Genomic DNA, 25,080 nt, shown 5'->3' on the forward strand with positions numbered 1-25,080 from the left:
CCCTCTGACCCGGCTAAAGCTCCTGTCCCACGCCCGTCTTGCCGGATTCTCCCCATGCGCCTGTCGCGCTACTTCCTGCCCACGCTGAAAGAGGCGCCTTCGGACGCCCAGATCGTCTCCCACCAGCTGATGCTGCGCGCCGGCCTGATCAAACAGGAAGCGGCGGGCATCTACGCCTGGCTGCCGCTGGGCCTGCGGGTGCTGCGCAAGATCGAGCAGATCGTCCGCGAGGAGCAGGAGCGGGCAGGGGCCGTCGAACTGCTGATGCCGACGCTGCAACTGGCTGACCTGTGGCGCGAATCGGGGCGGTACGACGCCTACGGTCCGGAGATGCTGCGCATCACCGACCGTCATGAGCGCGAGCTGCTGTACGGACCGACCAACGAGGAGATGGTCACCGACATCTTCCGCAGCTTCGTGAAGAGCTACAAGGCGCTGCCGCTGAACCTCTTCCACATCCAGTGGAAGTTCCGCGACGAGCGCCGTCCGCGCTTCGGCGTGATGCGCGGCCGCGAGTTCCTGATGAAGGACGCCTATTCCTTCGACCTGGACGAGGCCTCGGCCCGCATCGCCTACAAGCGGATGTTCGCCGCCTATCTGAACACCTTCTCGCGTCTGGGCCTGAAGGCGGTGCCGATGCGCGCCGACACCGGCCCCATCGGCGGCGACCTGAGCCATGAGTTCATCGTCCTGGCCGACACCGGCGAGAGCGAGGTCTTCTGCGACCGCAAGCTGGTCGAGATGGATGCGCCGGGCCACAACCTCAGCGTCGAGCAGCTGGAAGGCGTCTTCGACGCCCGCACGGCCCTGTACGCCGCGACCGAGGAAATGCACGACGCCGCCGCGTTCGAGGCCCAGACCGCCGAGGGCGACCGCCTGTCGGCGCGGGGCATCGAGGTCGGCCACATCTTCTACTTCGGCACCAAATACTCGGCCCCGATGAAGGCCAAGGTCGCCGGCCCGGACGGCCAGGACACCGAGGTCCACATGGGCAGCTACGGCGTCGGCGTGTCGCGTCTGCTGGGCGCCATCATCGAGGCCAGCCACGACGCCGGCGGCATCATCTGGCCGGACTCGGTCGCGCCGTTCGACGTGATGGTGATCAACCTGCGCGCCGGCGACGAGGCCGTCTCGGCCGCCTGCGAAGAGGCCGTGGCCAGGCTGGAAGGCCTGGGCAAGGACGTCCTCTACGACGACACCGACGAGCGCCCGGGCGGCAAGTTCGCCACCGCGGACCTGATCGGCGTGCCGTGGCAGCTGACCATCGGGCCCAAGGGCCTGGCCGACGGCGTGGTCGAGCTGAAGCGCCGCGCGACCGGCGAGAAGATCTCCGTGCCGCTGGACGAAGCGATCGCGAGGCTTGTCGGATGACGAACGCCGCGCCGGCAGTGAAGCCGACGAAGCCCGCCGGTCCCTTCTCCGCCTGGGAGCTGGGGCTGGCGGCGCGCTACCTGAGGGCCAAGCGCAAGGAGGGCGGCATCGCCCTGATCGCGATCATCTCCTACGTCGCCATCGCCCTGGCGGTCATGGCCCTGATCGTGGTGATGAGCATCATGGCCGGCTTCCGCGCCGAGTTGCTGGACCGGATGCTGTCCTTCAACGGCCATATGTACGTCACCGGCGACATCCTGCAGTCGCCCGACCGCGACGCCGCCGTGACGCGGCTGAAGACCGTGCCCGGCGTGACCTACGTCACCCCCATGACCAACGACCAGAGCATCGTCCGCGCCGGCGGGGCGACCACGGGCGCCATCGTCCGCGGCGTCTCCAAGGGCGATCTGGCGTCGATGGAGTACGTCAACTCCAGCCTTGACGACCGCGCGAAACAGACCTTCGGCGTCGGCGCCTACGGCGGCGACAACGTCCTGATCGGCAAGGCCCTGGCCGAGGGGCTGGGCCTGCGCGTCGGCGACCCCATCACCCTTTATTCCCCGACCGGCGCCTCGAGCGCCTTCGGCAGCCTGGGCGGACTGGAGAAGACCTATCGCGTCGGCGGCGTGTTCAGCTCGGGCACCGCCGATTTCGACCAGGCCTTCATCTTCATGCCGCTCGAACAGGCTCAGATCTTCTACGGCAAGGAAGGCCGCTGGGACGTGATCGAGCTCAAGATCGACAAGCCCGACCGGGTCGAGGCCATGCGCATCCCTGTGCAACGCGCCGCCGGCCCCCGCGCCATGGTCACCGACTGGCGCGACCGCCTGGCCGCTTTCTGGGGCGCGCTGAAGGTCGAACGGGTGGCGATGAGCATCATCCTGGGCCTCGTCGTCGCCATCGCCGCGCTGAACATCATTTCCGGCATCGTCATGCTGGTGAAGAACAAGACGCGCGACATCGCCATCCTGCGCACCGTCGGCGCCAGCCAGTCGTCCATGCTGCGGATCTTCTTCGTCGCCGGCGCCATGATCGGCGTGGCGGGCACCCTGACCGGCCTGCTGCTGGGCCTGCTGTTCTGCCTGAACATCGGCGCCATCCAGCATTTCCTGGAATGGGTGTTCCAGACCCAGCTGTTCAACGCCGACGTCTACATGCTGGACGCCGTGCCCGCCCTCGTCGACCCGGTCGATGTCTTCTGGGTCACCGTCTGGTCCTTCTTCATGAGCTGCGTGGCGGGCCTGATCCCGTCCTGGCAGGCCGCCAAGCTCGATCCGGTCGAGGCGCTTCGCTATGAGTAAGGTTGCGGCTCCCGTCCTTTCTGTCCGCGGCCTGACCCGCACCTATGACACCGCCACCGGCGGCCTGACCGTGCTGCGCGGCGTGGATCTGGACATCATGCCGGGCGAGATCGTCGGCCTGATCGGGCCCTCGGGCTCGGGCAAGTCGTCGCTGCTGCACGCCGCCGGCCTGCTGGAGCATCCGACCGAGGGCGAGGTCCGCATCGACGGGGAGGCCGTCGCCGACCTCAGCGACCACGACCGCACCCGCATCCGGCTGGACCGCATCGGCTTCGTCTACCAGTTCCACCACCTGCTGCCCGAGTTCGACGCCCGGGACAACGTGGCCCTGCCGCTGCGTATCGCCGGCCACAAGCTGGCCGTCGCCCGCGCCCGCGCCGAGGAGCTTCTGGTCGCCCTGGGCCTGTCCGAGCGCCTGACGCACCAGCCGTCCCAGCTGTCGGGCGGCGAGCGTCAGCGCGTCGCCGTGGCCCGCGCCCTGGCCAACCGTCCGCGCCTGCTGCTGGCTGACGAGCCGACCGGCAACCTGGACCCGGCCACCAGCCAGACGGTGTTCGAGGCTCTGCACGACGTGGTCAAGCAGACCGGCGTCGCCGCCCTGATCGCCACCCACAACATGGAGCTGGCCGGCCATATGGACCGCGTCTTCGCCATCAAGGACGGGCACCTGGAAGAGCGCCCGGCCGAGAGCCACGAGTACTGAGGGGCAAGGCGGTAGGCAGCCTTCGGGCGCTCTGCCCCTACTGCCTACTGCCTACTGCCTACTGCCTACTGCCTGCTCTCACTTCTTCCCCGGCGGCTGGGTGAACGGCGAGCTGCCCACCGAGATCGGCGGCTTCGGCTTCTCGGCCTTTGGTTTGCGGACTTCCTTGTTGCTGCGTGCTTGACCTTTGGCCATGGCGGCGTTCCCGGGACGCCTGCCGCCGAAAAGGCGGATGACTGGCGGCGTCCCAACCGAGTCTACAGCCGTTCGGCGCCGACCACCCGTACAATCGGGCCAGGCCTCAGTTCAGGCGCAGGTCTGGGAATTCGCTCTCCGAGCGCCATGCCAGCTCCCCTTGGCAGGAGGCGGTCGTTTCGGCCTGCCGAAAGGCGGACCAGCTGAGCAGGCCCCGCAAGCGCACCTGATCGGGGCTCGTGCGCGCCAGCTCCCGGTCGAGCCACTGGCCCTCCACGGGCATCAGCCGCACGCGCGAGGCGGTCGGGCCCGCGAACTCCCGGGCGACGATCGCGCGGCGTTCGATCACCCAATGCTCTCCGGGTCTGTGGCAGCAATCCAGCACCAGCAGCATGGCGTCGATGCAGGGCGTGGCCCCCTCGACCAGATGCAGGCCCCAGGTCTCGGACGCGGCGGTCGTCCCCGTCAGGCTGAACAGCCGCGTCGCTTCGATCTTGAGGTCCAGCAGGCGTTCGCCCTCGGCGTCCCGGCGGATTCGCCACCTGTACATCAGTCGTTCAAGGGCAGACATTGAGCGGGATTTCCGACGCCTTCCAGTCCGATTCCGAACGATCGGGCGATACAGACCGCCCCCACAGCGAGCAATTGCGTGAGACTACGAGGTTACGGCAGCGGACACGGCCCTCTAGTCTGGGCGGCGGTCGATGAGCAGCGACCCAAGCCTCCCTTTTCGGGCAGCCAGTAGAAGGTGCGACAGGATTCCCGATACTTTGTTCCCCGGCGGCAAACCTGATCGCGGCGAGCTCGTTCCCCCCGCCGCCAACCGGTCGCGCCAGACGGACGCGGCGGTCACCAGGGAAATCCTGGTCATCGATGACGACCCCGCGATCCTGCAGACCCTGCTGCTCCTGTTCCGGGAGTCGGGCTACGACCCGGTCGGCTTCTCCGATCCCCTGGACGCCCTGATGTGGGCGTCGGACGCCGACCCGACCTGTATCGTGGTCGACCTGAAGCTGCCGGGCGTCGAGGGCCTGGATCTGGTCGCCGCCTTCTGCGCGCTGGGCCGCCACGCCGTGGTGCTGATCAGCGCCTTCGTGGACGTGACGACCACGGTCGACGCCATGCGCCTGGGGGTCGACAACGTCATCCAGAAGCCGACCAATCCCGACGTCCTCATCGCGGCGGTGAAGCGCGGCCTGGAGGTGCTGAAGACGGCGCCCCGGCAGGAGCTGATGACGTTGACCCGGCGCGAGCGCCAGGTGGCGGAACTGATCGTCGCCGGCCGCACCACCAAACAGATCGCCCAGACCCTGTCCCTCAGCCCCCGGACGGTCGAGTTCTTCCGCGGCAGCCTGCTGCGCAAGACCCAGTCCACCAACTCCGCCGCCCTGGCCTCGACGCTGACCCTGCTCGGCTTCCACCCTCCGGGGTGAGAGGTTGGGCGACCGGGTTGACGTGAACGCAACGAGAACATAGAACATACCCGGAACATCAATCCGGAGGCTGTCATGGCGCGTTGGGTGAGGGAATCGTTGTCGCTGGCCTCGTGCGCCGGCTTCGTCTGGATCGTCTGGCAGGTCGCGCTGATGGTGCCGGCCGCCTGAGCCGGAGTGCAAACAGTGCGATTCTCCGCCTCAGCATTTTCAATGGCTTGAGCTCAGGTTTCGCACTCTTCGCACTGTGTTTTTTACGGTGCGAAACGCACGTCTCCGACGCCGGGCAGGACCTGTCCACAAATGCTCCCCGGCGAGGCTTCGGCGCCGGTCGCTTTCCGGTGTTTCCGGCGGGCCGGATGTGAGACTCGGTTCAGGATGACGGCCAGTCTGAAGAGCGGAGCGAAGACGCGGTGAGCGAAGCGTTGAACAGTCAGGGCTTCGTCCACCTGCGGGTCCGCTCGGCCTATTCGCTGCTGGAAGGCGCGATCAAGGCGGGCAAGGTTCCCAAGATGGCCGCCGACGCGGGCATGCCGGCCGTGGCCGTGGCCGACCGGGTCAATCTGTTCGGCGCGCTGGAGTTCAGCCAGGCGGCCAAGGACGCGGGCGTCCAGCCCATCGTGGCCTGCGCCCTGCCGGTCACCGGCATCGGCGGCCAGGTCGCCGAACGCTGGGCCAAGGTCCCGACCGTGGTCCTGATCGTCCAGAACGAGACCGGCTGGCTGAACCTGTGCCAGCTGTCATCCTCGGCCTTCCTCGACGCCGGGTCGATGGATGACCCGGGCGTGCCGTGGAACAAGGTGGTCGAGCATTCCGACGGCCTGCTCCTGCTGACCGGCGGCCCCGACGGCCCCGTCGATCCCCTGTTCGTGCAGGGCAAGGCAGGGGAGGGGAACGCCGCCCTCAACGAGATGTTCGCCACCTTCGGCGACCGCATGTATGTCGAGCTGCAGCGCCACGGCCTGGCCAGCGAAGCCCAGGGCGAGCGGGGCCTCGTCGCCTGGGCCTATGAGAACGACGTGCCGCTGGTCGCCACCAACGACGTCCACTACGCCAAGGCCTCCCAGGCCAAGAGCCATGACGCCCTGCTGTGCATCGCCGACGGCGCCTTCACCGGCCAGGAGGACCGCCGCCGCATCACCGGCGAGCACTGGTTCAAGACCGCCGCCGCCATGCGCGAGCTGTTCGCCGACCTGCCCGAGGCCTGCGACACCACGCTCGATATCGCCCGCCGCTGCGCCTTCCTGGTCACCACCCGGGCGCCGATCCTTCCCCGCTTCGACACCGGCGCGGGCCGCTCCGAGCCGGACGAGCTGCTGCATCAGGCCCGCGAGGGGCTGAAGCAGCGCCTGACCGAGGTCACGCCCGCCTTCCCCGAGGAGGAGTACTGGACCCGGCTGGAGTGGGAGGTCGGGATCATCACCCAGATGGGCTTCCCCGGCTACTTCCTGATCGTGGCGGACTTCATCAAATGGGCCAAGACCCACGGCATTCCCGTGGGGCCGGGCCGGGGTTCCGGCGCCGGCTCGCTGGTCGCCTGGGCCCTGACCATCACCGATCTGGACCCCCTGCGGTTCGGCCTGCTGTTCGAGCGCTTCCTCAATCCGGAACGCGTCTCCATGCCCGACTTCGACATCGACTTCTGTCAGGAGCGGCGCGAGGAGGTCATCACCTACGTCCAGGAGCACTACGGCAAGGACCGGGTCGCCCAGATCATCACCTTCGGCACCCTTCAGGCCCGCGCCGTGCTGCGCGACGTCGGCCGGGTGCTGCAGATGCCCCTGGGCCAGGTCGACCGCCTCGCCAAGATGGTGCCGGCCAACCCGGCCAACCCGGTCACCCTGGCCCAGGCCATCGAGCTGGAGCCGCGTCTGAAGGAGGCCCGCGACAGCGAGGCCTCGGTGCGCACCCTGCTGGATACGGCGCTGGAGCTGGAGGGGCTGTACCGCAACGCCTCGACCCACGCCGCCGGCATCGTCATCGGCGACCGGCCCCTGACCGAGCTGGTGCCCCTGTATCAGGACCCGCGCTCGGACATCCCGGCCACCCAGTTCAACATGAAGTGGGTCGAGCCGGCGGGTCTGGTGAAGTTCGACTTCCTGGGCCTGAAGACCCTGACGGTGCTGGATCGCGCCCACGGCTATCTGAAGCGCCGCGGCGCCGCGCCCGAATGGAACCAGCTGCCGCTGGACGACAAGCCGACCTATGAACTGATGGCCTCGGGCCAGACCGTCGGGGTGTTCCAGCTGGAATCCCAGGGCATGCGCGACACGCTGCGCAAGATGCGCTGCGGCTCCATCGAGGAGATCACCGCCCTGATCTCCCTCTATCGGCCGGGCCCGATGGAGATGATCGACACCTACATCGACCGGAAGTTCGGCCGCCAGGAAGTCGATTACCTGCACGCCTCGCTGCAGGAGACCCTGTCGGAGACCTACGGCGTCATCATCTACCAGGAACAGGTGATGAAGATCGCCCAGATCCTGGCCGGCTACTCCCTCGGCGAAGCCGACCTTCTGCGCCGCGCCATGGGCAAGAAGAAGAAGGAGGAGATGGACTTCCAGCGCGCCCGCTTCATCAAGGGCGCGTCCGAGAAGGGCGTCTCGGAGCAGCAGTCGGGCGGCATCTTCGATCTGGTGGCCAAGTTCGCGGGCTACGGCTTCAACAAGTCGCACGCCGCCGCCTATGCGCTGATCTCCTTCCAGACGGGCTGGCTGAAGGCCAACCACCCGGTCGAATTCATGGCCGCGTCCATGTCTCTCGATCTCAGCAACACCGATAAACTGGCTGTTTTCTATCAGGATTGCCGTCGCTTCGAGGTGCCGGTCAAGGCCCCGGACGTGAACCGTTCCTCGGCCGACTTCGATGTCGCCTGGGAGGAGGGGGCCGAGGGCGAGAAGACCGGCAGCGTCCTCTACGCCCTGGGCGCCATCCGCAACGTCGGGCTGGAGGCCATGAAGCACCTGGTCGAGGTGCGCGAGACCGGGGGCCGCTTCACCGACATCTTCGACTTCCTGGAGCGGGTCGATCCGAAATTCGTCAACAAGCGGGCGCTGGAGAACCTGGCCCGCGCCGGCGCCTTCGACGGCTTCCACACCAACCGCCGCCAGCTGGTCGAACAGGCCGACAAGCTGATCGCCTATTGCCAGAGCGTGGCCGCCGAGCGCGCCTCGTCGCAGGTCTCGCTGTTCGGCGGCGATCAGGTCGCCGCGGGCCGCCCGCGCCTCACGCCCGTCGAGCCCTGGGTCGGACCCGAAAAGCTGGACCAGGAACTGGCCGCCGTCGGCTTCTACCTGTCCGGCCACCCGCTGGAGGACATGGCGCCGGCCCTCAAGCGCAAGCGCGTCACCTTCGTCGCCGAAGCCACCGCCCTGGCCGAGAGCGGCCACGAGGCGTTCATGATGGCCGGCGTCGTGCGCCGCCGCCAGGAGCGGGCCAGCGCCCGGACGGGGGAGAAGTTCGCCTTCGTCACCTTCTCGGACCCGACCGGCGAGTTCGAATGCCTGTTCCCGCCGGAACAGCTGCGCAAATGCCGCGAGGTGCTGGAGACCGGCGCCTCGGTCATGGTCAAGGTGCGGGCCAAGAGCGCCGACGGCGAGGTGCGCTTCTTCGGCGACGACGCCAGCCGGCTGGACACGCTGATCGACGACGGGCGCATGGGCCTGCGGATCCACGTCTCGGCCCGCGCCACCGACGCCGCGGCCCTGCGCACCCGGCTGGAGCGCGCCGCCGCCGAGGGCGGCAAGGGTGGCGAGGTCTTCCTGGTCGCAGCCCTGGACGGCCGCCGCGAGGTCGAGATGAAACTGCCCGGCCGGTACCGCCTCGACGGCGCCCTGCGCGGCGCCCTGAAGTCGGCCCCGGGCGTCAGCTATCTGGAGGATGCGTGATGAGCGAACCGAAAACCCATCAGGGTTCCTGCCACTGCGGCGCCGTGGCCTATGAGGTCGACACCGACCTGCAGGGCCTGATCGAGTGCAACTGCTCGCACTGCTACCCCAAGGGGCTGGTCCTGACCTTCGTCAGCCCCGACGCCTTCCGCCTGAAGGCGGGCGAGGGGGCGATGAGCACCCACACCTTCAACACCCACAACATCCAGCACCGCTTCTGCGACACGTGCGGGGTCCAGCCGTTCGCCGAGGGCAAGACGCCCAAGGGCGATCCCATGGTGGCGATCAACATCCGCACCCTGACCGACCTCGAGCCCTTCAGCTGGACCGCCCAACGGGTGGACGGACGCAGCTTCTAGCGGCGGCGCGGCTCAAAGGCTTCGCGCGGTGTCCCGTCGACGGCGTAGAGCCGCTCGGCCGGGATCTTGATCGTCAGGCCGGAGTTCTCCAGCCGCAGGTCGTAGACGGCGCCCAGCAGGCCCGCCATCCGGCCGCCCTCGACCCGCGCGCCCAGGGCGTCGAAGCCGATGGCCAGGCCCTCGCCCATGCTGCCGGTCCAGCGCCCGACGCGGACCGTGACCGGGCCGTCGTGATGCTTGCCGGGGCGGGGCAGGACCTGCTCGATCCACTGGCGCGGCACGCCGGTCTCGCGTTCTTCCGAGGGCAGGTTGTGGATCTGGTAGGGGCGGGCCTCGGTCACGAACCAGCCCATCACCGCACGGGCCACGACCGTGTTGCCGCCGCTGGCGGTGTCGGTGAGGTCGATCAGGATCGGCTGCCCGGGCCGGGCGCCGGCCATGGCGGCGTCGAAGGCCGCGACGGTGTCGTTGTCGCCCAACGAGTCGTTGAACCGGATGACCCGCCGACCGCCTGTCTCGCTGACCGTCAGGGGCGACCGATCCGCGCCGCCGGTCGCATAGAGGTTCGGCAGGGTCAGTCGTCGTCCCGAGATCGTCAGGTCCCGTTCCCTGTCCCGTCGGCCCGCCGCCAGCACCCGGGCCGCGAAGCCGTCCCGGTCACCGCCGGGCTCCAGCCCCAGCTCGCCCCAGAAGGCGCGCACCGCGTCGCCGGTCGCCACGCCGCCCACGGCCTCCAGCGCCTGCCCCGGACGCACCCCCGCCGCCTCGGCTGGAGAGCCTTCGCGTACGGCCGTGATGCGCCAGGCCCGCCCCTGCTTCTCGATCCACAGATCGGCATAGCTGGGGACGAGCGCCCGGCTGTCGCTGAAGGAGCTGCCGGTGATGGCGTGGTGGTCCGCCAGCGCCGTGATCGCGTGCTCGGCGTAGAGCAGAAGCGACGACCGGTCATGCACCGCCGACGCCTCGGCCCGCAGGACGTCGCTCATCGGCATGACGCCGCCGGGGAAGCGGTCCAGATAGGCGTACTGACCGTTGATCAGCCCCTCGATCGACAGGGCGTCGGCGCGAAAGGCCGCGGGCGGCAGGTCAGGCGTCTGGGCGTGGACGGGTCCGGCGAAGGGAAGCAGGGCGGCGAGGATCAGCAGGATACGCATGGCGGTGAAGCTGTGACGCGGGCCTCCGTCCGGCAAGTTAAACTCCGGACAGGCGCGGGCCGTCAGGCCGCGTCGGTCACCGCATAGACCATCACGCCCGTGGCGATGGCCAGGTTCAGGCTGTCGGCACGGCCGCGCATCGGGATCTTGACGTTGACGTCACAGGCGGCGGCAAGCGTGTCAGTCAGCCCGGCCTGCTCATTGCCCATCAGGACCAGGGCCGGATGCTGGATGGCCGCGTCGCGATAGCCGTGGGTGGCGTCCAGTCGGGTGCCGATGACGCTGCCTGGCCACGACTGGCGCCAGGCGATGAACTCCGCCGAGGTGGCCCTTGCGATGGCTACGGCGAAGACCGAACCCATGGTCGCCCGCACGGCTTCGGTGGAATAGGGGTCGACGCAGTCGTCGATCAGGATCACCCCACCACAGCCCGCCGCATCGGCGGTGCGGATTATGGTGCCCAGGTTGCCCGGGTCGCGCACCTGCTCCAGCGCCACCCAGCAGGGGGCGCTGTTCGGCTGGATGGCCGACAGGGGCGTATAGACCTGCTCGAACACGCCCAGGACCGTCTGCGGATTGTCGCGGCGGCTGATCTTCTCGAGAATCGGATGGGTGACGATGACGACCTCGCCGCCGGCGGCGCGGGTCTCGGCCTTGGCGCGGTCCAGCAGCGGATGCTCGCGCGCCTCCATGCCGACCAGCAGCAGCTTGGGCGTGCGGCCCTGATCCAGCGCCTCGCCGATGAACTTCAGTCCCTCGGCCAGGAAGCGGCCCGTGCTCTCGCGCTCCTTGCGCATGTTGAGCGCGCGGACATTCTTGACCGTGTCGTTGGTCAGGGAGGTGATCAGGCGATCGGTCATTGCCCGCTCCACCTGGCGAAGAAGCTCAGGCCGATGGCTCGACCGTCCGGCCCATGCTCGGCCAGCGCCAGCTCGCCCCAGTCGATGACGCCGCCGCGGTCCGCCGTGGCTTCCGCCATCAGATGGGCCAGCGACAGGCCCGAGATGCGCGCGGCATAGGCGTTGAGCAGCAGGAAGGAGGCGTCGTCCGACAGCAGGGCGGCGCAGTCCTTCAGCAGGCCGGGCAGGTCCTCGAACAGCCGCCAGACCTCCCCCGTCGGCCCGCGCCCGTACTTCGGCGGATCCAGGATGATGCCGTCGTACTTCACGCCGCGCCGGACCTCTCGGGCGACATACTTGCGGCAGTCCTCGACGATCCAGCGGATCGGCCGGTCGGCCAGCCCCGACTGCTCGGCGTTCTCGCGGGCGTAGGCGACGGACTTCTTGGAGGCGTCGACGTGGGTCACCTCGGCGCCCGCGGCCGAACAGGCCAGGCTGGCCACGCCGGTGTAGCCGAACAGGTTGAGGACCTTGGGCGCGTTCTTCGCTGCGCCATCGCCCTTCGGGCGACTTGAGCGCGAGAGAGTGCGCACCCGCGCATCCAGCCATTCCCAGTTCGCAGCCTGCTCCGGGAAGAAGGCCAGGTGGCGGAAGGGGGTGAAGCGGCCGGTGAAGCGCACGTCGCGCCAGGCTAGCGGGAAGGTCTCGACCGGCCGGCCGGAGAAGCGCCAGCGGCCGTCGTCATCGTCATCCTGCGCCTGCGGATCGAACACGGCGTCGGCCTTGTCGAAGGCGGCGGGATCGCGCGGCGCCCAAAAGCACTGGGGCTCGGGCCGCACGACGGTGAAGCGCCCATAGCGCTCCAGCTTGCGGCCGTGACCGCTGTCCAGCAGGGCGTAGTCTTCCCAGCCTCGGGTGAAGAGCGTTTCAGGCGACGGGTTCAGGCGTGGCGGCATGGGTCGCTGATAGGCGGTGCGACCCCGCCTCGTCCAGCGCGGCGTCAGCGCGGACCGCCGGGATGTCGCGCCGATGCCGCGTCTTGTCCCAGGCGAAGGGCTCGAACACCAGGCGCCACAGGGCCTGGGTGAAGGCCAGGCTGAGCAGGCTCCAGTAGGCGGGCGCGGCGATCATGTCCCGCGGTCCGTAGGGAACGCCCGCACGCCGTGCGCCCAGCACGCACGAGAGCCAGGCCGACGCCGCGCCCAGGACCAGTACGCTCAAGGCCAGGCGCGGCGTCTCGGGCGACAGGCCCGACACCGTCGACACCAGCACCGAGGCCAGCACCCAGCACAGGGTCGGCCCATAGAGCGCCGCCGAGGCGAGACCGACCCCCAGCGTCATGATCAGGGCGAACAGTCCGCGCGGGCCCAAAGCGCCGGGATTGCGGGTGTGCACGCCCCAGGTCTGCAGATAGCCCTTCAGCCAACGGGTGCGCTGGGGCAGCCAGTCGTGCAGGGGGCCGGGCGGCGTCTCCCAGGTGGGCCGGGTGATCACCCCGATCCGCCAGCCGCCGCGCCACAGGCGAAAGCCCAGGTCCGCATCCTCGGTCACATTCCACGAGTCCCAGCCGCCGAGGCCGCGCAGCACATCGATCCGGAAGTGATTGCTGGTCCCGCCCAGCGGGAACGGCAGGCCCAGCCGGGTCAGGCCGGGCAGGACGACCTCAAACAGGTTGGCGTATTCCGCCGCGAACTGCCGATCGAGAAAGGACGAGCGCGACCCCGGCGCGGGGCGAATGCGCAGCGGCGCCTGCAGGCAGGCCAGCCGCCCGCCGGCGTCCGCCAGGAACCGGCCCGCCGCCTCCTTAAGCTGGCCGGGATCGGGCTGGTCCTCGGCGTCGTAGACAGTCAGCAGGTCGCCGGTGGCGTAGGGCAGGGCGCAGTTCAGGGCGCGTGGCTTGGTGCCTGGCCGCCCCGGCGGCGCGATGAAGATCTCCAGCCAGTCGGGACGAGGCGCCGCCAGGGCGGCGGCCAGGGTCGCCCCGTCATGCGCCTCCAGCACCAGAATGCCCTGCAGCCGATCCGGCGGATAGTCGATGGCCGCCAGACGGGTGATCAGCTGATCCACCACCTCGGCCTCGTCATGCAGGGCGGCCAGGACGGTGTAACGGGGCCACAGGTCCGGCGGCGGCGTCTCCACCGCGGGCGCAGGGCGAACCAGGATCAGCAGGCACCGCCAGACCGCCACGAACAGGAAGGCGGCGCCCGCCGACACCTCCAGCGCCAAGAGGGCTCCGGCCGGATCGCGCCCGATCAGCCAGACCGCGCCCGCGATCAGGACGAGGACCATGATCCACTGTCCCGGCGACAGGCCTCGGCGCGCCGCGCTCAGCGCAGGCGGCAACGCGGCGGACCGAACCAGGTCCGAATTCCCGTTTTCGCTGTCTGTATTCGCCCTCACACGTAATGGTTAACGTAGAAACATCACCCCTCGCAACCGCTTGGCGCTGCCGCCCGATTACCGCTATTCAAGGGACAGACGTATTCGGAGCCGCGTGTGACCGCTATCCCCGTCAGTTCCCGATCCGCGCGCAAGCCCAAGGGCGAGGGCCACGAGCGGCGCGCCGAAATCCTGGCCGCGGCGGAACGGATCTTCGTCGAGCACGGCTACGAGGGCGCCACGATCCGCAAGATCGCCGACGAGGTCGGGCTGTCCTCGACAGCCCTCTACATGCATTTTTCCGAGAAGGGCGAAATCCTGCAGGAGATCTGCCGGCAAGCCTTCGAAGCCCTGATGGAGGCCAACCAGGTCATCATCGCCGAGACCCGTTCGCCCGAACAGCGGATGCGCGAGATGATGCGCGCCTATGTCGAGTTCGGCTTCGCCAACCCCAACGCCTACCGGCTGGTCTACATGACCCGCCCGATCGAATTGCGGGAGGGCGCCCAGTCGGCGGCGCGCGAGATGGGAGTGGAGCTGTTCCGCACCTTCGAGGACGTGATCGATGAGCTGGAGGCCGCCGGGCGGCTGCGCTACGACGCCAAGACCACGGCCCAGGCCGTCTGGGCGGGCGGGCACGGCGCGGTCTCGCTGATGATCTCCAAACCCTATTTCGACTGGGTCGACCGCGACCAGTTGGTGACGACCCTGCTGGAGGGGCTGTTCACAGGCCTGCTCAAGTCTTGAGGCGGCTGGCGGCCGTCGCCGCCGGGGGGCTGCTGATCCTTGGGGCCGGGACCGCGCAGGCCCGACCGACGCGGATTCTGTCGCTGGACCAGTGCGCCGACCAGTATGTGCTGGCCCTGAGACCCGATGCGGAGCTGGCCTTGTCGCCGCGCGCCGACGATCCCGACGCCTGGCTGCGCGAGGCGGCCCGGGGCAGGGCGCGTGTTCGGCCCACGCTGGAGGCCGCGGTGACCTTCCGGCCCGATGTGGTCGTTCGCTACTGGGGCGGCGAGCCCCGGCTTCTGGCGCGACTGGACGCGCGGGGCACGCCGACGGCGATCATCAGCGACGCCACGGATTTCAATGGCATACGCGCCAATATTCGCAGCGTGGCGCAGGCGCTGGACGCGCATGACCGCGGCGAGGCCCTGATCGAGCGGATGGACGCGCGGCTGTTGCAGGCGGCGCCCAAGACCGCCGCGCGGCCCACGGCCCTGTATCTGACGCCGGGCGGCTTCACGGCGGGCAAGGAGACGCTGGTGGACGCCATCTTCAGCGCCGCCGGCTTCCGCAACGCCGCCGACAAGCCCTATTTCAACCCGGTCAGCGTCGAGCGCGTCGCCCTGTTTCCGCCCGTCCGCTTCGTGCTCGGCTTCTTCGACCAGGCGCGCGGCGACTGGCGCGGTCCGGGACGACATCCGGTCGTGCGCAAGGCGGCGCAGGGCAGGGTGGCCGCGCGGCTGCCCGCCGCCGCCCTGACCTGTCCGGCCTGGTTCGCCGCCGACGCCGCCGCGATGCTGGCGGAGGGCGGATCGTGAGCGGACGCCTGATCCTCATTCTGTCGCTGGCCATCGCCGCCGCGCTGGCCCTGGCCGTGCTGTTCGGCGAGAGCCCGTTGACCCTGGCCCAGTTCGGCGAGGCCTTGCGCGACCCGACCTCGGGTCCCGGCGAGGTGCTGTGGGCCGTGCGGGCGCCCCGCGCCATGACCGCCCTGATGGTCGGCGCCGCCCTCGGTCTGGCCGGAGCGGTCATGCAGGGACTGCTGCGCAATCCGCTGGCCGATCCCGGCGTGCTGGGCGTGTCCGCCGTGGCTGCGCTGGGCGCGGCGAGCGCCATCGTGCTGGGCGCGGCGAGCGTGCCTGGGGCGGTCGAGGTCTCGGCCCTGGCGGGCGCGGGCCTCGCCGGCGGCCTGCTGGTCCTGTTCTCGGCCCGGGTGCGGGCGCCGGAGGCCCTGATCCTGTTCGGGGTGGCGATCTCCAGCTTCGCCGGCGCCCTGACCGCCCTGATCTTCAACCTGTCGCCGTCGCCCATCGCCTCGGCCGAGGTGATGAGCTGGCTGCTGGGTTCGGTGCAGAACCGCAGCTGGATCGACGTGCTGTGGGTCACCCCCGCCGTCGCGCTGTCCGCCGGTCTGGCCGCCCTGGCCGCGCCCGGCCTGAAGATGCTGAGCCTGGGCGAAGAGACGGCGAGGACCTCGGGCCTTCCGATGGCCCGCCTGCGCCTGCTGGCCCTGCTGGCGGCCGCGCTGGCGACGGGCGCGGCGGTGGCCGTGTCCGGCGTCATCGGCTTCGTCGGTCTGGCGGCGCCGCATCTGGTGCGGGCGGCGGTGCGGGGCGATCCGGCCCGACTGCTGGCCCCGGCGGCGCTGGCGGGCGGGCTGATGCTGGTCGGCGCGGACCTGCTGGCGCGGATCACCCCGACGGATCAGGAGCTGAAGCTGGGGGTGTTCACCGCCCTGGTCGGCGCGCCCCTGTTCGCCATGATCGCCTGGCGGGCCGCGAAGGAGTGGCGGCTATGATCGCATCGCTGACCATGTGGGACGCCGACGCCCGGCTGGGCGGGCGTCAGGTGCTGGACGGCGCCGACCTGCAGGTTCACGCGGGCGAGCTGGTGGCCGTCGTCGGTCCGAACGGGGCCGGCAAGTCCAGCCTGATCCGGGCCTTCGCGGGCCTTCTGCCCCTGACCGGCGGGGTCGCCCGCCTGCAGGGGGACGACGTTCGGACCCTGTCCGCCCGGCAGCGCGCCGAGCGGGTCGCCTACCTGCCGCAGGAACGGCGCATCGCCTGGAACCTGCCCGCCATCGAGATCGCCGCCCTGGGCGCGCCCTTCCTGTCCGGCGGCGCGGCGCGAGAGGCCGCTCAAGCCGCGCTGGACGAGGTCGAGGCTGGGCATCTGGCGGACCGGGGCGTGGCCGAGATGTCGGGCGGAGAACGGGCGCGGGTGCTGCTGGCACGTGCGTTGGCGAGTCCGGCGAAGGCCCTGCTGGTCGATGAGCCGATCGCCGGCCTGGACCCCGACGCCCAGCTGTTGGTGCTGGAACGGCTGAAGGCGCGGGCGAGGGGCGGGCAGGCGGTGCTGGTCAGCCTGCACGACCTGACACTGGCAGCCCGGTACGCGGATCGGGTGGCCGTGCTGCACGAGGGATGGACCGTCGCCGACGGCGCGCCATTGGACGCCCTGACACCCGACATCATGGCGCGCGTCTTCGGCCTGTCCGCACGCTGGATCGAAACCCCGGACGGCCCGCTGCTGTCCGGCTTGCGCTACTCGCCCGGTTCGGGGTCCGGGGTGCGCAGCGGCTCCTCACCCGACACCGTCGCATAGGGCTGGGGTCCGCGCGGCACGCCGCGGCGGATGTCCTGCGACAGGCTCAGCGGCGCGGCCCCGCCATTCAGCCGGGCCTTGTAGATCGACATGTTCTCCATGACCCGCATCATGTAGTTGCGCGTCTCGGTGAAGGGCGCGCACTCGATGAAGTCGATCGGGTCCACGGTCCCCGCGCGCGGGTCGCCGCAGCGCGCCACCCACTGCGGCGGACGGGCCGGACCGGCGTTGTAGGCCACCGTGGTCAGCAGCATCGAGCCGCCGAAATTGTTCATCAGGTCGCCGAGGTGGAAGCTGCCCAGCGTCATGTTGAAGTCGGGATCGTAGAGACGCTCGTCCGAGAACGGCAGACCCAGCTGGCGCGCCACGCCGCGGCCGGTTGCGGGCAGGAATTGCATCATGCCCCGGGCGTTGGCGTGCGAGCGCGCGCGCGGGTCGAAGCTGGATTCCTGCCGCGTGATGGCCAGGGTGAACTCCAGCGGCGCGGCGCCCGGCACGCTCGGCGGCATGCGGATGGGGTACTGACGCTCGGGCAGCAGATAGCCGCGCTGGCTGGCGGCGCGGCCGATCATCATGGCGGTGAAGCCCTCGCCGTAGCCGCGCGACGTATCCATCATCAGGGCCAGTTGCTCGACCGTCGGGACATCGTCGTCCAGCTGATAGGCGAAGACGCGGAACAGGCTGGCCTCGCCGGTCTCGCCCAGGACGCGCCAGGCGCGCACGACCTCGTTCCGTTCGAAGGCGGCGCGGTCGGCGTTGGACGGCTCGGGGTCGGCGGGCAGAGTGATCGAAGTTTGTCCGGCCTTCTCGGCGGCCAGCTGGCCGTAGAAGGTCTGGAAGTGGCGCGACCCGGCCTGGTAGTAGTTCACGGCGGCCGGAACGCTGCCCTGCGCCTCGGCGGCGCGCCCCAGCCAGTAGAGGGCGCGGCCCTGGGTGATCGGGGTGGTCGAGGACTGGCGCAGGGTCTCGAAATGCCGCGTCGCGAGCGCCGCATCGTTCAGCTTCACCAGCGCGACCCAGCCGGCGAAGAACTCGGCGTCCACCTTGCGGTCGCCGGACGGGAAGCCGTGACCGGCGAAGGCGTCGTAGGCGGCCTGCCAGTTGCGGGCCTGCAGGGCGTCCAGGAAGTAGTTGCGGCGCTCGCTCCACAGGGTGTTTTGGGCGTCGGTCGAGGACGGCGCGGCCGGCAGGTAGCGCAGGATCGGGAAGGCTTCCGACTGACGGCTCTGCGAACGCAGGATCCGCACCCGTTCCAGCACCACGGCGGGCTCGATGGCCTGCGACGGCGACAGGCCGGCCACGATGGCGTCGGGGCTGTAGGCGGTGCGCAACGCGACCACGGCGTTGGCCACGGCCTGCCGCTCGGGCGAGACCAGGGGAATCATGGCGCGCGTGGCCGGGCCGTGCGGCCCCAGCAGCAGCATGTTCAGCCGAGTCTCGTGGTCATCCCGCGTCAGGGCCGAATCCCAGCGGGTCAGGATGCGCGACTGCTGGTCGGCCTCGAAGCTGCGGGTCCGCCACCAGTCCTTGATCAGGCGGCGCGCCTCGTCGCGGCGCCCGCGCTGCTCCAGGGCGTCGGCCAAGGCGATGGCGCCCTGCACCGTCGTCGGGGCGTCGCGCTCGAACAGGGCCAGGGCCGCGTCGGGACCGGCGTAGGAACGGTCCAGCGCGCGCTCGACCGCCTGACGGCGGCTGTCGGCCCGCGGCCAGCCGGCGAAACGGGTCGGCGCGTCAGCCAACTCGCCCCACGACATCTGGTCGGCGGCGGTGTCCAGCAGGGCCCATTCGACCAGCTTGCGGGCGGCCGGATCGCTGATCTGGGCCATGGCGGAGCGGGCGCCGGTCACATCGCGGGCGCGGGCGGCGGCCAGCCCCTGGCGGAAGAGGGCGGTGTCCTGATCGCTCAGGGTGCGCGGCTGGTTGCTGACCGGACCGGCGGGGGCGGAGGCGTAGTAGGGGACTTCCTGCGGCAGGACGCTCTCGGGCGCGGGGGCGAGAAGGGCCAGGGCGGCCGCGAGGCTAGTTCCGATCATTCCGTGTCCTATCCCCATTCGTCGTGGTTGCGGTCCGTGAACCGGCAACCTACCCTCCGGCGCTTCGCTTCCGGGCGAGTGTCGCCCAATTCCACGCAGGACCATCGTTTCAATGACCGCCCCCTTGTTCAAGGGCGTGATCACCGCCCTGATCACACCACTTCGTGACGGAAAGGTGGACGAAGCCGCCTTCACGCGGTTGCTCGAACGCCAGATCGCCGCCGGAGTTCACGGCGTCGTGCCGATGGGCACGACCGGAGAGAGCGCTTCCCTGCATCCGGAAGAGCATCAGCGGGTCGTCGAACTGTGCGTGCAGGTCGCCGCCGGACGCGTCCGCGTCATCGCCGGCGCGGGCTCGTCCTCGACGGACAAGGCCATCGACCTGGTTCGCCACGCCAAGGCCGTCGGCGCTGACGGGGCGCTGGTGGTCACGCCCTACTACAATCGTCCGTCGCAGACCGGCCTGGCCGCCCACTTCGAGGCCATCGCCGAGGCCGTCCAGCTGCCCATCGTGCTCTACAACGTCCCGGGCCGGACGGGCGTGGACCTGGCCAATGAGACGGTCGCCCGGCTGGCGGCGCATCCGAACATCGTCGGCATCAAGGACGCCACCGGCGACCTGGCCCGCGTCAGCTGGATGCGCGCCAACATCGGCGGCCAGTTCGACCTGATCTCGGGCGACGACCCCAGCTATCTCGGCTACCACGCCCACGGCGGGGTGGGAGTAATCTCGGTCACCTCGAACGTCGCGCCCGAGGGCATGGTCGCCCTGCACGAGGCGGCGCAGGCCGGGGACTACGCCGCCGCGCGCGAGTGGCAGGACCGCCTGATCGGCCTGCACAAGGGTCTGTTCCTCGACAATTCGCCGTCGCCCACCAAATACGCCCTGTCGCGTCTGCAGTTCTGCACCGAGGAGGTCCGCCTCCCGCTCGCCCCGACCGCCGACGCCGTGAAGCCCGCGATCGACCGTGCGATGGCCGACGCCGGGTTGGGATAGGATCAAGGGCGCATGGCCTCCGACAAACCGAAGATGAAAGTGCTGGCCGAGAACCGCCGGGCCAAGTTCGACTATTTCCTCGAGGACTACACCGAGGCGGGCATCGCCCTGCTCGGAACCGAGATCAAGGCGCTGCGGGACGGCCGGGCCAACATCGCCGAATCCTACGCGGCGGTGGAGGGGCGCGAGATCGTGCTCGTGAACGCCGACATCCCGCCCTACAAACAGGCCAACCGCTTCAACCACGAGCCGCGGCGGCACCGGAAGCTGCTGCTGCATCGCAAGCAGATCGACAAATTCATCGGCGCGGTCCAGCGCGACGGCCAGACCATCATTCCTGTGCGGCTGTATCTGAATGAGGCGGGCAAGGCGAAGATCGAGATCGCGCTCGCCAAGGGCAAGAAGCTGCACGACAAGCGCCAGGCCAGCGCCGACCGCGACTGGCAGCGCGACAAGGCGCGGCTGATGAAGGAACGCGGCTAGGCGGCGATCAGCCGACCAGCGGCGTCGCGTCCAGGACGCCCGGGGTCGGCGCAGAAAGATAGGCGTCGGCTCCGCCCGGTCCCAGCGACGGCTTGATCAGCGGCTGGATCGCCATCCCCCCGGCCGCGACCGCGACGGCGGCCAGTAGCGCGATCAGCGCCGTTCTACGTTCGCGCGGGGTGAACACCCCGTTTCTCCTGCCCATGACAGCCTCCAAAGCTGTCCGTGAAACGTCACGAAGAGGGCGCTGTTCCCGGGCTGCGGATCACGGTTCTTCGTGGTGTGATTCGCGTTGCGCGAGAGCCACACCCGGCCGGCGGGGCAAGGCCTAGGCGCGGTCGTCCCGCAGCGGGGGGCCGCCGTTGACGCGGGGCCGCCCGATCTCGGCCAGCAGGTCGTTGAGGTCGACAAACAGGTCCGCCTGGCGGCGCAGGTCGTCAGCGATGTGAGGCGGCTGGGTCTTCACGGTCGAGACCACGGTGACCTTCACCCCCTTGGCCTGAATCGCCTGCACCAGCCGACGGAAGTCGCCGTCGCCGGAGAACAGCACGACGTGGTCCAGCCGGGGCGCCAGTTCGAGCATGTCGACGGCGATCTCGATGTCCATATTGCCCTTGGTGCGGGTGTGGCCCTGGGCGTCGGTGAAGCGCTTGACCGGCTTGGTCACCACGGTGAAGCCGTTGTAGTCCAGCCAGTCCACCAGCGGCTTGATGGGGGAGAATTCCTCGCCCTCGACCACGGCGGTGTAATAGAGGGCGCGAACCAGATCGCCCCGAGTGCGATACATCTCCACCAGCTTGCGGAAATCGAGATCGGTGTTCAGCGCCTTCGCGGCGGCGTAAAGATTGGCCCCGTCGATGAACAGGGCCGTGCGATCGGCTGGATTGGGCGTCATGGAAAAGGTCTCCGCAGAAATGGGCGTCCCACCCTCCGTCGAAATAGACAGCGAGCCCGATCCGGACTCCGCCGTCATCGTCGCGCTGGGCTGCAATGACAAGGGGGCCTGGGCCGATTGCCGCGAGGCGCTGGAGGCGGCGCTGGCGCGGTTCCGGTGCGAAGGGATCGATGTGCTGGCCCGGTCGTCCTGGTGGCGTTCGGACGCCTGGCCGAACCGCGAGGACCCGCCGTTCCTGAACGGGGTCGTCCTGGTCCGCACCGCCCATGATCCGCATGCCCTGATGGCGGCCCTGGGACGGATCGAGGAGGCCTTCGGGCGCCAGCGCGACGTCCGCAACGCCCCCCGAACCCTGGACCTGGACCTGATCGCCTATGGCCGCATCACCGGAAATTTCGACGGTCTGATCCTGCCGCACCCCCGCGCGGCCGAGCGCCTGTTCGTCATGGGGCCGCTGGCCGAGATCGCCCCGGATTGGCGGCATCCGGGCGGCGAAACGGCCGCCTGGCTGGCGCAGACGGCGTCCGTCGGGCTGGACGCAGCGCCGATCGCGTAGTCGGCACAGGTTGACCCGGACGCCTGGACCGGAAGACTGTGGCCGCGGACATCCGAAAGGGACGCCATGATCATCTGGTCGGGCTGGGGCCTGCTGGTCCCGCTGTATGTCATCGTCGCCTTCGGCGTGAGCATCGTCGGCGTCACGGCGACAGGCGCTCCGGATCCGTGGGGTCCCGCGATCGGTTTCATCCTGACAGGCCTGCTGGCGGGCGCGGCCATCTTCTTCACGGCCCGCGCCCTGGACAGCCGCGAGGGCCGGGTGCTGCTGGATGAGAAGACGGGGGAGCGGGTCCTGCTCAAGCCCACGGCGGGCAGTTTCTTCTTCGTCCCGACCCGCTACTGGGCCTTTATCGTGCCGGTGGTCGGACTCGTCCTGGGCGGGTTGATGGCGACGACGGGCGGCTAGAACGCCCAAAATACGCCCATGTGGCGTTGCACAAAGCGGTCCACATCTATATTTTGCGCGGTTCTCTCCCGCGTCCGAGGAAATTCATGGCCCGCGTCACTGTCGAAGACTGCATCGAGAAGGTGCCGAACCGCTTTGGTCTGGTTCTGCTGGCCGGTCACCGCGCCCGCAACATCGCCAACGGCGCCGCCCTGACGATCGACCGCGACAACGACAAGAACCCGGTCGTCGCCCTGCGCGAACTGGCCGACGACACCGTCGTGCCGGCCGAACTGCTGGAGAACATCATCGTGACGCTGCAACGCGTCGATGAGCGCACCGAAGCCGAGGACGAAGCCGAAGTCGTCGCCCTGCTGGCCGAACCGCAGCACATGAACATGGCCGAGGCCGAGCTGATCCGCGCGCTGCAAAGCGACCGCGACGGCGGCCAGGAGGAGCGGTACTGACGGCCGAACCCGCCAACGGTATCACCATCCTGCCGGCGCGGCAGTCCGCGCCGACCCCTGAAGCTGCCAATCTGAACGATCCCGCCGACAGCGCGGCTCCGGTCAAGGACCTGGAGCCGCAGCGCAGCAAGGTCCTGCGCCAGTTCGAGCTGGTCGAGGCGGTCCGGGCCTATGACCCGACCGCCGACGAGAACCTGCTCAATCGCGCCTACGTCTATGCGATGAAGATGCACGGCTCGCAGCTGCGGGCCTCGGGCGATCCTTATTTCGCCCATCCGATCCAGGTCGCCGGCATCCTGACCGACTACCGGCTCGACACGGCCACCATCGTCACCGCCCTGCTGCATGACGTGGTCGAGGACACCTCGGCCACCCGCGACGACATCGCCCGCATGTTCGGCGAGGAGATCGCCGTCCTGGTCGAGGGCGTGACCAAGCTGTCGCGACTGGAGCTGCAGGCCGAGCACACGCGCCAGGCCGAGAACCTGCGCAAATTCATCCTGGCCATCAGCCGCGACGTCCGTGTCCTGCTGGTCAAGCTGGCCGACCGCCTGCACAACATGCGGACGCTCCAGTATGTGAAGCCCGAGAAGCGCGAGCGCATCAGCCGCGAGACGCTGGAAGTCTATGCCCCGCTGGGCCGGTCGATCGGCATCCACTCGATCGCGTCCGAGCTGGAAGAGCTAGCCTTCACCTATCTGAACCCGACCGCCAAGACCGCCATCGAGCGCCGCCTGGAAGCGCTGAAGCTGGAACACGGCCGCGCCATCGGCGGGGTGTCCAGCGAGGTCGAACGGGTGCTGCAGGAGGCCGGGGTCCGCGCCCGCGTCGCCGGCCGCCAGAAGACCCCGTACTCCATCTGGCGAAAACTCCAGAGGAAGTCGGTCGGCTTCTCGTCCCTGTCCGACATCTACGGCTTCCGGGTCATCGTCGAGGCCGAGGACGACTGTTATCGCGCACTGGGCGTGATCCACCGCGCCTGGCCGATGGTGCCGGAGCGGTTCAAGGACTTCATCTCGACGCCCAAGTCGAACAACTACCGCTCGCTGCACACCACGGTCGTCGGTCCCTCGGGCCTACGCATCGAGATGCAGATCCGCACCGAGGCCATGGACCGGGTGGCCGAGGACGGGGTGGCCGCGCACTGGTCCTACAAGAACAAGTCCTATGGCTTCGACAAGGAGGCCATGGAGAAGGACGGCGGGCGCGATCCGCTGCAGAACCTGCGCCACCTCGTGCAGGTCATCGAGCACGGAGAGGGCGGTGAGGACTGGGTCGAGCACGCCAAACTCGAGATGTACCTGGACCAGGTCTTTGTCTTCACGCCAAAGGGCGCCCTGATCACCCTGCCGCGCGGCGGCATGCCGCTGGACTTCGCCTACGCGGTCCACACCGGGGTGGGCGACTCCGCCGTCGGGGTGAAGGTCAACGGCGAGCTGAAGCCGATGCGCACCCAGCTGCAGAACGGCGACGTGGTCGAGATCATCCGCGGGGCCAAACGCGAAATCCCCGCCGACTGGCGATCCCTGACCGTCACCGGACGGGCGCGGTCGGCGATTCGCCGCCACATCCGCACCTCCGAGCGCGGCGAGTTCCAGAAGCTGGGCCGCGCCACCCTGGAACAGACCCTGGCCCGCGCCGGCAAGGCGCTGGAAGAGGTGTCGCTGAAGCCCGCGCTGGAAACCCTGGCCGTCGAGACCGACGAGGACCTGTTCGAAGCCATCGGCCGGGGCCGATTGTCGGCCGCCAAGGTCGGCGAGACCCTGTTCCCCGCGCTCAAGGGCCGCCTCAAGGCCGGGCCGGACCGCAAGCGCATCGCCGACGACCAGGCCCGCCTGTTCGTGCGCGGCGGGGGCCTGACCCCCGGCGTCAGCGTCCACTTCGGCCACTGCTGCTCGCCCGTGCCCGGCGACCGCATCGTCGGCATTCTAGAGCCCGAGGCCGGCCTGACCGTCCACACCATCGACTGCCAGAAGCTGGCCGAGTTCGCCGATGACGATTCGGTCTGGCAGGACCTGCAGTGGACGCCGCAGGCCGAGCAGGGCGCGGTCGCCGCCGCCCGTCTGCGCGCCACGATCAAGAACGCCCCCGGCGTGCTGGGTCAGGTCACCACCATCATCGGCGAGGCGGGCGGCAACATCATCAACCTGTCCATGAGCCACCGGCAGCAGGACTTCTTCGACGTGGACATCGACGTTGAGGTCGAGGACGCACGCCACGCCACCATGATCATGGCCGCTCTGCGCGCCAATCCGTCGGTCGACACGGTCGAGCGCGCGCGCGGGTGAGCGACGATCGCCCCCTGAACGCC

25 protein-coding genes are annotated in these 25,080 nt (G+C 69.5%); 16 read left to right on the forward strand and 9 right to left on the reverse strand.

Translation table 11 applies throughout. The features are described from left to right. Window positions 1-54: 54 nt before the first annotated feature. From proS to AC07NB_RS02985, 3 genes are read left to right on the forward strand one after another with little or no spacing between them, the layout of a single operon-like run. The gene (proS, locus tag AC07NB_RS02975) at window positions 55-1,371 is read left to right on the forward strand and encodes a proline--tRNA ligase (RefSeq protein WP_291837055.1); all 1,317 of its coding nucleotides are present in this window, start codon (window positions 55-57) and stop codon (window positions 1,369-1,371) included. Next, window positions 1,368-2,672: a lipoprotein-releasing ABC transporter permease subunit gene (locus AC07NB_RS02980; RefSeq protein WP_494570867.1), complete on the forward strand. Its 1,305-nt coding sequence runs from the start codon at window positions 1,368-1,370 to the stop codon at window positions 2,670-2,672. The genes proS and AC07NB_RS02980 overlap by 4 nt, the downstream gene beginning before the upstream one ends. Then, window positions 2,665-3,375: an ABC transporter ATP-binding protein gene (locus AC07NB_RS02985; protein WP_492313144.1), complete on the forward strand. Its 711-nt coding sequence runs from the start codon at window positions 2,665-2,667 to the stop codon at window positions 3,373-3,375. The genes AC07NB_RS02980 and AC07NB_RS02985 overlap by 8 nt, the downstream gene beginning before the upstream one ends. A 78-nt stretch (window positions 3,376-3,453) precedes the next feature. Here the strand turns inward: AC07NB_RS02985 and AC07NB_RS02990 are convergent, their stop codons facing one another. After that, entirely contained in the window at window positions 3,454-3,570 is a 117-nt protein-coding gene (locus AC07NB_RS02990; RefSeq protein WP_291837049.1) for a hypothetical protein, read from the reverse strand. 106 nt (window positions 3,571-3,676) lie between these two features. Then, complete coding sequence (locus AC07NB_RS02995; RefSeq protein ID WP_494570868.1) at window positions 3,677-4,120, reverse strand: hypothetical protein; 444 nt, start codon at window positions 4,118-4,120, stop codon at window positions 3,677-3,679. Window positions 4,121-4,340: 220 nt separating this feature from the next. On the opposite strand from AC07NB_RS02995, the gene AC07NB_RS03000 reads away from it, so the two are divergent. From AC07NB_RS03000 to AC07NB_RS03010, 3 genes are all read left to right on the forward strand, one after another. Further along, window positions 4,341-5,003, forward strand: coding sequence for a response regulator transcription factor (locus AC07NB_RS03000; RefSeq protein WP_291837045.1), 663 nt, complete (start codon window positions 4,341-4,343; stop codon window positions 5,001-5,003). Between the two features lie 413 nt (window positions 5,004-5,416). Beyond that, complete coding sequence (gene dnaE / locus AC07NB_RS03005) at window positions 5,417-8,890, forward strand: DNA polymerase III subunit alpha (protein WP_494570869.1); 3,474 nt, start codon at window positions 5,417-5,419, stop codon at window positions 8,888-8,890. After that, window positions 8,890-9,249, forward strand: a complete 360-nt coding sequence (locus tag AC07NB_RS03010; RefSeq protein WP_291838262.1) for a GFA family protein — start codon at window positions 8,890-8,892, stop codon at window positions 9,247-9,249. The genes dnaE and AC07NB_RS03010 overlap by 1 nt, the downstream gene beginning before the upstream one ends. On the opposite strand, the gene AC07NB_RS03015 is transcribed toward AC07NB_RS03010, so the two are convergent. Genes AC07NB_RS03015 through AC07NB_RS03030 form a run of 4 tightly spaced genes read right to left on the reverse strand, consistent with a single transcriptional unit; the run spans window position 9,246 to window position 13,531 of the window. Continuing rightward, window positions 9,246-10,439, reverse strand: a complete 1,194-nt coding sequence (locus AC07NB_RS03015) for a PDZ domain-containing protein (RefSeq protein ID WP_494570870.1) — start codon at window positions 10,437-10,439, stop codon at window positions 9,246-9,248. The two genes, AC07NB_RS03010 and AC07NB_RS03015, sit on opposite strands and share 4 nt — an antisense overlap. A gap of 26 nt (window positions 10,440-10,465) precedes the next feature. After that, a complete protein-coding gene (locus tag AC07NB_RS03020; RefSeq protein ID WP_291838252.1) occupies window positions 10,466-11,263 on the reverse strand; it encodes a TrmH family RNA methyltransferase in 798 nt (265 codons plus the stop codon). Continuing rightward, complete coding sequence (locus tag AC07NB_RS03025) at window positions 11,260-12,198, reverse strand: RsmD family RNA methyltransferase (RefSeq protein WP_492313137.1); 939 nt, start codon at window positions 12,196-12,198, stop codon at window positions 11,260-11,262. The genes AC07NB_RS03020 and AC07NB_RS03025 overlap by 4 nt, the downstream gene beginning before the upstream one ends. Next, window positions 12,170-13,531, reverse strand: a complete 1,362-nt coding sequence (locus AC07NB_RS03030) for a glycosyltransferase family 2 protein (protein ID WP_494570871.1) — start codon at window positions 13,529-13,531, stop codon at window positions 12,170-12,172. The genes AC07NB_RS03025 and AC07NB_RS03030 overlap by 29 nt, the downstream gene beginning before the upstream one ends. Window positions 13,532-13,738: 207 nt before the next feature. Here AC07NB_RS03030 and AC07NB_RS03035 point away from each other — a divergent pair, with 207 nt between their 5' ends. From AC07NB_RS03035 to AC07NB_RS03050, 4 genes are read left to right on the forward strand one after another with little or no spacing between them, the layout of a single operon-like run. Further along, on the forward strand, window positions 13,739-14,368 hold the full coding sequence (locus tag AC07NB_RS03035; protein ID WP_291838243.1) for a TetR/AcrR family transcriptional regulator: 630 nt from the start codon (window positions 13,739-13,741) through the stop codon (window positions 14,366-14,368). Next, window positions 14,365-15,165: an ABC transporter substrate-binding protein gene (locus tag AC07NB_RS03040; RefSeq protein WP_494570872.1), complete on the forward strand. Its 801-nt coding sequence runs from the start codon at window positions 14,365-14,367 to the stop codon at window positions 15,163-15,165. The genes AC07NB_RS03035 and AC07NB_RS03040 overlap by 4 nt, the downstream gene beginning before the upstream one ends. Next, window positions 15,162-16,145: a FecCD family ABC transporter permease gene (locus tag AC07NB_RS03045; RefSeq protein WP_492313133.1), complete on the forward strand. Its 984-nt coding sequence runs from the start codon at window positions 15,162-15,164 to the stop codon at window positions 16,143-16,145. Before AC07NB_RS03040 ends, AC07NB_RS03045 begins: the two co-directional genes overlap by 4 nt. Next, window positions 16,142-16,951: an ABC transporter ATP-binding protein gene (locus AC07NB_RS03050; protein ID WP_494570873.1), complete on the forward strand. Its 810-nt coding sequence runs from the start codon at window positions 16,142-16,144 to the stop codon at window positions 16,949-16,951. Before AC07NB_RS03045 ends, AC07NB_RS03050 begins: the two co-directional genes overlap by 4 nt. On the opposite strand, the gene AC07NB_RS03055 is transcribed toward AC07NB_RS03050, so the two are convergent. Then, on the reverse strand, window positions 16,891-18,984 hold the full coding sequence (locus tag AC07NB_RS03055) for a lytic transglycosylase domain-containing protein (RefSeq protein ID WP_494570874.1): 2,094 nt from the start codon (window positions 18,982-18,984) through the stop codon (window positions 16,891-16,893). The two genes, AC07NB_RS03050 and AC07NB_RS03055, sit on opposite strands and share 61 nt — an antisense overlap. Window positions 18,985-19,096: 112 nt before the next feature. Here AC07NB_RS03055 and dapA point away from each other — a divergent pair, with 112 nt between their 5' ends. Continuing rightward, on the forward strand, window positions 19,097-19,981 hold the full coding sequence (gene dapA, locus AC07NB_RS03060) for a 4-hydroxy-tetrahydrodipicolinate synthase (RefSeq protein ID WP_291833691.1): 885 nt from the start codon (window positions 19,097-19,099) through the stop codon (window positions 19,979-19,981). A gap of 12 nt (window positions 19,982-19,993) precedes the next feature. After that, window positions 19,994-20,464: an SsrA-binding protein SmpB gene (gene smpB / locus AC07NB_RS03065; protein ID WP_291833694.1), complete on the forward strand. Its 471-nt coding sequence runs from the start codon at window positions 19,994-19,996 to the stop codon at window positions 20,462-20,464. Between the two features lie 7 nt (window positions 20,465-20,471). Here the strand turns inward: smpB and AC07NB_RS03070 are convergent, their stop codons facing one another. Both AC07NB_RS03070 and AC07NB_RS03075 read right to left on the reverse strand, forming a co-directional pair. Continuing rightward, window positions 20,472-20,669, reverse strand: a complete 198-nt coding sequence (locus AC07NB_RS03070; protein WP_291833696.1) for a hypothetical protein — start codon at window positions 20,667-20,669, stop codon at window positions 20,472-20,474. A 123-nt stretch (window positions 20,670-20,792) separates the two neighbouring features. Further along, the gene (locus AC07NB_RS03075; RefSeq protein WP_494570875.1) at window positions 20,793-21,359 is read right to left on the reverse strand and encodes a LabA-like NYN domain-containing protein; all 567 of its coding nucleotides are present in this window, start codon (window positions 21,357-21,359) and stop codon (window positions 20,793-20,795) included. Here AC07NB_RS03075 and folK point away from each other — a divergent pair. The 4 genes from folK to AC07NB_RS03095 all read left to right on the forward strand — a co-directional run bounded on the left by folK (window position 21,358) and on the right by AC07NB_RS03095 (window position 25,057). Further along, the gene (gene folK / locus AC07NB_RS03080; protein ID WP_291833702.1) at window positions 21,358-21,915 is read left to right on the forward strand and encodes a 2-amino-4-hydroxy-6-hydroxymethyldihydropteridine diphosphokinase; all 558 of its coding nucleotides are present in this window, start codon (window positions 21,358-21,360) and stop codon (window positions 21,913-21,915) included. The two genes, AC07NB_RS03075 and folK, sit on opposite strands and share 2 nt — an antisense overlap. A gap of 66 nt (window positions 21,916-21,981) precedes the next feature. Continuing rightward, a complete protein-coding gene (locus AC07NB_RS03085) occupies window positions 21,982-22,323 on the forward strand; it encodes a hypothetical protein (protein WP_291833705.1) in 342 nt (113 codons plus the stop codon). An 86-nt stretch (window positions 22,324-22,409) separates the two neighbouring features. Beyond that, entirely contained in the window at window positions 22,410-22,769 is a 360-nt protein-coding gene (gene rpoZ / locus AC07NB_RS03090) for a DNA-directed RNA polymerase subunit omega (protein ID WP_291833710.1), read from the forward strand. A gap of 221 nt (window positions 22,770-22,990) precedes the next feature. Continuing rightward, window positions 22,991-25,057, forward strand: coding sequence for a RelA/SpoT family protein (locus tag AC07NB_RS03095; RefSeq protein WP_492313604.1), 2,067 nt, complete (start codon window positions 22,991-22,993; stop codon window positions 25,055-25,057). The last annotated feature ends 23 nt before the right edge of the window (window positions 25,058-25,080 follow it).

The sequence above is a fragment of the Brevundimonas sp. GW821-FHT09G01 genome (genome assembly GCF_059416065.1).

Excerpts from the sequence above, each read along its gene's own strand:
- proS (WP_291837055.1), top strand. The coding sequence starts at position 55 with ATGCGCCTGTCGCGCTACTTCCTGCCCACGCTGAAAGAGGCGCCTTCG.
- AC07NB_RS02980 (WP_494570867.1), top strand. The coding sequence starts at position 1,368 with ATGACGAACGCCGCGCCGGCAGTGAAGCCGACGAAGCCCGCCGGTCCC.
- AC07NB_RS02985 (WP_492313144.1), top strand. The coding sequence starts at position 2,665 with ATGAGTAAGGTTGCGGCTCCCGTCCTTTCTGTCCGCGGCCTGACCCGC.
- AC07NB_RS02990 (WP_291837049.1), bottom strand. The coding sequence starts at position 3,570 with ATGGCCAAAGGTCAAGCACGCAGCAACAAGGAAGTCCGCAAACCAAAG.
- AC07NB_RS02995 (WP_494570868.1), bottom strand. The coding sequence starts at position 4,120 with ATGTACAGGTGGCGAATCCGCCGGGACGCCGAGGGCGAACGCCTGCTG.
- AC07NB_RS03010 (WP_291838262.1), top strand. The coding sequence starts at position 8,890 with ATGAGCGAACCGAAAACCCATCAGGGTTCCTGCCACTGCGGCGCCGTG.
- AC07NB_RS03020 (WP_291838252.1), bottom strand. The coding sequence starts at position 11,263 with ATGACCGATCGCCTGATCACCTCCCTGACCAACGACACGGTCAAGAAT.
- AC07NB_RS03025 (WP_492313137.1), bottom strand. The coding sequence starts at position 12,198 with ATGCCGCCACGCCTGAACCCGTCGCCTGAAACGCTCTTCACCCGAGGC.
- AC07NB_RS03030 (WP_494570871.1), bottom strand. The coding sequence starts at position 13,531 with ATGGTCCTCGTCCTGATCGCGGGCGCGGTCTGGCTGATCGGGCGCGAT.
- AC07NB_RS03050 (WP_494570873.1), top strand. The coding sequence starts at position 16,142 with ATGATCGCATCGCTGACCATGTGGGACGCCGACGCCCGGCTGGGCGGG.
- AC07NB_RS03055 (WP_494570874.1), bottom strand. The coding sequence starts at position 18,984 with ATGATCGGAACTAGCCTCGCGGCCGCCCTGGCCCTTCTCGCCCCCGCG.
- dapA (WP_291833691.1), top strand. The coding sequence starts at position 19,097 with ATGACCGCCCCCTTGTTCAAGGGCGTGATCACCGCCCTGATCACACCA.
- smpB (WP_291833694.1), top strand. The coding sequence starts at position 19,994 with ATGGCCTCCGACAAACCGAAGATGAAAGTGCTGGCCGAGAACCGCCGG.
- AC07NB_RS03070 (WP_291833696.1), bottom strand. The coding sequence starts at position 20,669 with ATGGGCAGGAGAAACGGGGTGTTCACCCCGCGCGAACGTAGAACGGCG.
- folK (WP_291833702.1), top strand. The coding sequence starts at position 21,358 with ATGGAAAAGGTCTCCGCAGAAATGGGCGTCCCACCCTCCGTCGAAATA.
- AC07NB_RS03075 (WP_494570875.1), bottom strand. The coding sequence starts at position 21,359 with ATGACGCCCAATCCAGCCGATCGCACGGCCCTGTTCATCGACGGGGCC.
- AC07NB_RS03085 (WP_291833705.1), top strand. The coding sequence starts at position 21,982 with ATGATCATCTGGTCGGGCTGGGGCCTGCTGGTCCCGCTGTATGTCATC.
- rpoZ (WP_291833710.1), top strand. The coding sequence starts at position 22,410 with ATGGCCCGCGTCACTGTCGAAGACTGCATCGAGAAGGTGCCGAACCGC.
- AC07NB_RS03095 (WP_492313604.1), top strand. The coding sequence starts at position 22,991 with ATGAAGATGCACGGCTCGCAGCTGCGGGCCTCGGGCGATCCTTATTTC.